Genomic DNA, 5,720 nt, shown 5'->3' with positions numbered 1-5,720 from the left:
ATCGCCAGCCTCGAGGCCGACAAGTCGGCCCTGCAGGCGGAGTTGGAGAGTGCACAGGCCGATACCGCAGCGGTTCGAGAACAGGCGGCCGAGGCCCTTGCAGCCAGCGAGAGCGAGGTGGCCAGTCTGCAGGCCGCGCTGGCGGCCGCTCAGGCAGAGCTGGCCCGGGTCAGCGACGAACGGGACGCGCTCCAGGTAACCGCGGAACGCGAGCTCGCCGCACTGCGTGCGGTTCTCCCGCCGGAGGAAGGCGGGTCGCTTGACGCCGAGTCCGCCCGCGCCGCCGCAGCCGAACCTGCAGAGACGCTGCGCGAGGCGCACCGGGCGATGCGCCGGAGTGGAGCGGATCGCGAGGCCCTGGAGGCGACGGTCGAACAGGCGGCGTCGGACATGCAGCGCGCACAATCGTTGCTCAGCCGGACCGAGGGCGGAACGCTCTACCAGGTCGGCGAGGGCGAGACCCTGAGCAGCATCGCGGCCCGCTTCTATGGCGAGGGCAATGCCTGGACGCGGATCTACCAGGCCAACCAGCACGTGCTCGAGAATCCCGACCAGGTCTGGCCGGGCACCACGCTGATCCTGCCCTGACCCTGGATTGGCCCCCGGAGCGTCACGGCGCGCCGGGGGCCCTTGCCATCACCCCCTCAGACCCGGGTCCGGCTCAACGCCACCACGGCAATCGCCAGAAACAGCCACAACGGAGCACTGGCCGCGAGCCAGGGGGGCAGATTGTAGACCATGCCCATATGCGTCATCACGCGCATCACCAGCACGAAGCTGATGCCAAGCACCACGCCGATGAACAGCCGGCGCCCCGCTCCCGCTTCGCGCTGACGACCGAACAGGAACGGGATCGCCAGCAACAGCATCACCCAGGTGCTGGCCGGCATGGTCAGACGCTGCCAGAACGCCACCTCGTAGGGCCCCGAATCCAGCCGGTTCTCGCGGAGATAACTGATGTAGGCGAGCAGGTCGAGGGCCGCCATCTGGCGTGGTTCGACCACCAGAACGCCCAGGTACTCCGGTGACAGAAGCCGTTCGACCCGCTCCTCGTCCACCCTCTCGGCCTGAACCCCGGCATCGGATAGCCGGGAGCGCCGGACCCCGGAGAGAGTCCACGCGCCATCGTCGAAGCTGGCTCGCCGGGCCTCGGTGATCGCGGTGACCTGGCCATCCGGGCCGATTTCGATGACCCGGACGTCCGCCAGACGATCACCGGGCAGGACCGCATCGGCGTGCACGATCCGGTTTCCGTCCCGGGCCCAGAGCCCGATGCGGCTGACGCTCAGCCGCTCGTCGAAGGCAAAGGTCTTCAGGTTCTGTCCGCGGGCCTCGGCGCCCGGCGCCACGAGTTCACCCAGCGCGACCATGCCGAGCACCACGATCAACCCGCCCTGAAGCACCCAGAAGACCAGGCGTCCGAGTGTCACCCCGGCCGAGCGCATCGCCGTCAGCTCGCTGTTGGCGGCAAGGTTTCCCAGCCAGAGCAGACCGCCCAGCAGGGCCGCCGTGGGCACCATCTCGTAGATTCGCCGCGGCAGCGTCAGCAGCACGTAGGCGGCGGCCTCCCAGATCCCGTAACCGCCGCGACCGACGTCGCCGAGTTCCGCGATCATCGCGAACACCGCGTCCAGCGCGACCAGCAACAGCAGGGCCAGCAGCGTGCCGGCCAGCACATGGGCGATCACATAGCGGCCAAGGACCGTTGTCATGCCGGGCGCCTCGCGAGCGAATGCATCATGCCGTTCCACATACCGCTGCGCCAGGACAGCACCAGCCACACGGACAGCGGGATCAGGTGGGCCCACCACAGACCGAGCCAGCCCGGCAGCTGGCCGGCCTCCAGCCACGACTTGCCCATGACCAGGAAGTTGGCATAGATCGCGTAGACCAGGATGGCGAGCGGCAGGCGTGCATAGCGGCCGCTGCGCGGCGGTGCAAGTCCGAGCGGCAGGGCGATCAGCGCCAGCATCAGTACCGACATCGGCAGGGCCAGTCGCCATTCGATCTCCGCCCGGTAGCGCGGGCGATCCCGCATCTCCCAGAGTTCCGCGAATGGCAGCGCTTCGAGGCTGCGCCGGGGCTGCACCAGGTCCGGGTCCGGCACCGCCATGCGGGCCTGGTCGAAGGAGAGCAGCTGGAACGCGGCCGCTCCCGGTTCCCCCACATAACGGTACCCGTCCTCCAGCACCAGGTAGCGGGCATCTCCACTGACGTCCGCGATGGCACGCGCCGCGACCGTGACCTCGGCCGTGCCATCACGGTCGTCGAAGATGAATACATTCAGCAAGGCCTCGCGATCGGCGCTCAGCCGCTCGGCAAAGAAGACCTGATCGCCCACGCGCGAGCGCAGAAAGCGTCCCGGCGTGACGCCGACCAGGTCGGAACGCCGGTCCGCCTGGTCGCGCAGCTCGTCCACCAGAAGTTCCACACGCGGTACCGCGTAGGACATCAGGAACAGCAGGATCAGCGCGGAGGGCACCGCGACCAGGAAGATGGCCCGGTAGATCCGGGCGAAGGAGACGCCCCCGGCCTGCATCGCGACCAGCTCGCTGTCCCGCTGCAGGCGGCCAAGCACCAGCAGGAAGGCAAGGAACAGGGCAACGGGCCAGAACAGGATCAGCCCCTTGAAGGAACCGAAGGCGACCAGGGTTGGCAGCACATCGAGTGGCAGCCGGCCCTCGGCGATGTCGCCCAGCGTGCGGCCGAGCACTCCGCCGATGATCACCAGCAGCAGGACCGCGGTGACCGCGGCCTGGTTGACGACGAAGTCCCGCGCCAGGAAACGCTCGATGATCCCGATGCGCATCACGCGACCAACCGGCGGGCACACCGCTGGTGATCCGTCGTCCGAAACCGGACTGGCTGAGCTGCCTTGATTGCCGCGCTGCGCACACTGCTAAGATTAACGCCCAATTCCCGTTCCGTCCCGCGAGGTTTCCGGATGCGATTCTCGGTCACGACGTCCCCGATCGACAAACCCAAGGCAGGCCTGCGCGCAGTCGGGCTGTTTCAGAAACGCAAGCTGGGTCTCCACGCCGCGGGTCTGGACGAGGCCCTGCAGGGCCGGGTGTCCGATGTGGTGAAGGCCGGAGAGCTCGACGGCGAAGCGGGCACCACGCTGTTGATCCCGGCGCCGGCAAAGGGTGCCGCCGCCACGGTGCTGGTGGGGCTGGGTCCAAAGAAGGACTTTGCCGCGAAGGCCGTGCGCAAGGCCTGCAAGGCGCTGGCCGGACTGGTGGTGGAGCGTCCGGCGAACACCATCGCCATTGCCGTCGAAGACCTGCTGCCGCTGCAAGAGAACGTGGGCTGGCTGGTCCAGACCCTGGTCTTCGCGATCGGGGACGCGGGCTACCGTTACACGGAGTACAAGGGCAAGGAAGATGTGAAGCCGGTCCGGCTGAAGCACGTGGTGTTGTGCGTGACGGAGGAGCAGGCGGCGGAGGCCGAACGCGCCTGCGCGGAGGCCGAGGCCATCCTGGCCGGAGCGAACCACACCCGTGACCTCGGCAACGCCCCGCCGAACGTGATCCACCCGGAGGCCCTGGCCGAGGCGGCCCGCGAACTCGCGGGCCAGCACAAGAAGCTGAAGGCCACCGTGCTCGACGAGAAGGAGCTGAAGAAGCTGGGCGCGAACGCCATCCTTGCGGTCGGCCAGGGATCGGAGCGTCCGCCGCGGCTGATCGCGCTCGAATACAGCGGGGCAGGAAAGGACGAGGCCCCGATCGTGCTGGTCGGCAAGGGCATCACCTTCGATACCGGCGGGATCTCCCTGAAGCCGGGCGAGGCGATGGACGAGATGAAGTACGACATGTGCGGTGCGGCGACGGTGCTCGGCGTGATGACCGCGGTCTGCGAGCTGAAGCTGCCGCTGAACGTGATCGGGGTGGTCACCAGCGCCGAGAACATGCCGGACGGTCGCGCCTGTCGGCCGGGTGACATCATCACCACCCTGTCCGGCCAGACGGTGGAGATCCTGAACACCGATGCCGAGGGCCGGCTGGTGCTCTGCGACGCCCTGACCTGGGTCGAACGCTTCAAGCCGAAGGCGGTGATCGATATCGCGACCCTGACCGGCGCCTGCATCATCGCCCTGGGTCATCAGGCGAGCGCGGTACTGGGCAACGACGATGAACTGGTGCAGTCGCTGAAGGCGGCCGGGAGCGCGACCTACGACCGCGCCTGGGAACTGCCGCTCTGGGATGAATACCAGGAGCAGCTGAAAAGCAATTTTGCGGACATGGCGAACATCGGTGGACGACCGGCCGGGACGATCACGGCTGCCTGCTTCCTGTCCCGCTTCGCCGAGAAATATCGCTGGGCGCATCTGGACATCGCGGGTATCGCCTGGAAGAGCGGCAAGGACAAGGGGGCGACGGGCCGCCCGGTGCCGTTGCTGGTGCGTTACCTGCTGGATCAGGTCGGCCGCTGACCGCGCGCACCGAAGCCGACGGCACCCGCGTGACCCGCGTCACCTTCTACCTGCTGGCGAGTGCGGAGGACAGCGCCCGCCTCCGCTTCGCCTGCCGCCTCGCGCGCAAGGCACACGGCCTTGGCCAGCGCGTGCACATCCATACCCCCGATGCCCAGACCACGCAGGAGCTGGACCGGCTGCTGTGGACCTTCGAGGACACGGCCTTCCTGCCCCACAGTACGGATGTGGACCATCCCGACAGCCCCGTGACCCTGCACGAGGCCGCGTCGCCCCGCGAACGCTGCGACGTGCTGATCAACCTCGCCGGGGCGATACCCGGGTATTTCGGGCGCTTTCAGCGCATCGCCGACCTCGTCGGGGGCGATGAGGCCGCGCGGTCCCGGGGCCGCGAGCGCTACCGCTTCTTCCGGGAGCGCGGCTATCCGCTGGAACACCATGAGATCGGCGACTGAACCCGCGGCCCCCGTCAGCTCCGGGTGCGCCGGCCCGGTCGCTGAATCGGGGGAATAGCCGCTTGCACCTTGCGATCCTCCAGCACGTTGCCCACGAGGGCCCTGCCGCGCTGCTCGACTGGACCGACGGGCGGGGCCACGACACCAGGATCTGGCCGCTGTACGCGGAACCGGTGCTGCCTGCGCTGGAGGATTTCGACGGGCTGATCGTGCTCGGCGGCGGCATGAGTGTGCATGACGGAGCGGCCCACCCGTGGCTGGAACCCGAGCGGCAGTTGATCCGCGGTGCGCTCGCGTCCGGCAGGCCCATGCTGGGCATCTGCCTCGGTGCGCAGCAGCTTGCGCATGCCCTCGGTGCAGAGGTCTTCCCGGGCCGCGAGCGCGAGGTCGGCTTCTGGCCGATCCGGCGGGTCGCTGCCGCGCTGCCGCTGCCCCCGGAGCTACTGGTGTGTCACTGGCACGGTGACACCTTCGAGTTGCCCGAGGACGCCGCACTCCTCGCCTCGAGCCAGGCCTGCCGCAACCAGGTCTTCGTCACCGCCGACGGTCTCGGCCTGGGGCTGCAGTGCCACCTGGAAGCCACGCCGCAGTGGGTCGACGCCTGCTGCACCCACGATGCCGACTACCTGATCCCCGGCCGCTGGATGCAGCAAGCGAACCGTCTGCGCGCCGAGCGGGCCGCCTACCCGGCGATGCACGGGGCCCTCCACGACCTGCTGGACGCCTTCATCGCCGGCACCCGATCCGACATCCATCAGAGATGACCGTAGGGTGGGCAAAACGCAGTGTGCCCACCACCGAGCGACACGGCCGGGATCGTGGGCCCGCTGCGC

The 5,720-nt window shown here is 68.7% G+C and carries 6 protein-coding genes; 4 read left to right on the top strand and 2 right to left on the bottom strand.

The window, feature by feature from the left end; translation table 11 throughout:
- Nucleotides 1–588 (top strand): LysM peptidoglycan-binding domain-containing protein (locus ACESMN_RS12440; RefSeq protein ID WP_373053923.1); only part of this gene is annotated, 588 nt, incomplete at its 5' end.
- A gap of 56 nt (nt 589–644) precedes the next feature.
- Here the strand turns inward: ACESMN_RS12440 and lptG are convergent.
- On the bottom strand, nt 645–1,712 hold the full coding sequence (lptG, locus tag ACESMN_RS12435) for an LPS export ABC transporter permease LptG (protein ID WP_373053922.1): 1,068 nt from the start codon (nt 1,710–1,712) through the stop codon (nt 645–647).
- A complete protein-coding gene (gene lptF / locus ACESMN_RS12430) occupies nt 1,709–2,809 on the bottom strand; it encodes an LPS export ABC transporter permease LptF (RefSeq protein WP_373053921.1) in 1,101 nt (366 codons plus the stop codon). Before lptF ends, lptG begins: the two co-directional genes overlap by 4 nt.
- A gap of 135 nt (nt 2,810–2,944) precedes the next feature.
- Between lptF and ACESMN_RS12425 the strand changes: the two genes are divergently transcribed.
- The 3 genes from ACESMN_RS12425 to ACESMN_RS12415 all read left to right on the top strand — a co-directional run bounded on the left by ACESMN_RS12425 (nt 2,945) and on the right by ACESMN_RS12415 (nt 5,651).
- The gene (locus tag ACESMN_RS12425) at nt 2,945–4,432 is read left to right on the top strand and encodes a leucyl aminopeptidase (RefSeq protein ID WP_373053920.1); all 1,488 of its coding nucleotides are present in this window, start codon (nt 2,945–2,947) and stop codon (nt 4,430–4,432) included.
- Between the two features lie 29 nt (nt 4,433–4,461).
- Entirely contained in the window at nt 4,462–4,887 is a 426-nt protein-coding gene (locus ACESMN_RS12420) for a DNA polymerase III subunit chi (RefSeq protein ID WP_373053919.1), read from the top strand.
- A 62-nt stretch (nt 4,888–4,949) separates the two neighbouring features.
- Nucleotides 4,950–5,651, top strand: a complete 702-nt coding sequence (locus ACESMN_RS12415; protein ID WP_373053918.1) for a type 1 glutamine amidotransferase — start codon at nt 4,950–4,952, stop codon at nt 5,649–5,651.
- Nucleotides 5,652–5,720: the final 69 nt, after the last annotated feature.

It is taken from the genome of Thioalkalivibrio sp. (genome assembly GCF_041690275.1).
Classification (GTDB): Bacteria; Pseudomonadota; Gammaproteobacteria; order Ectothiorhodospirales; family Ectothiorhodospiraceae; genus Thioalkalivibrio.
Note: the sequence above shows the minus strand (reverse complement) of the source record. Positions and strands in the feature narration are given on the sequence as shown.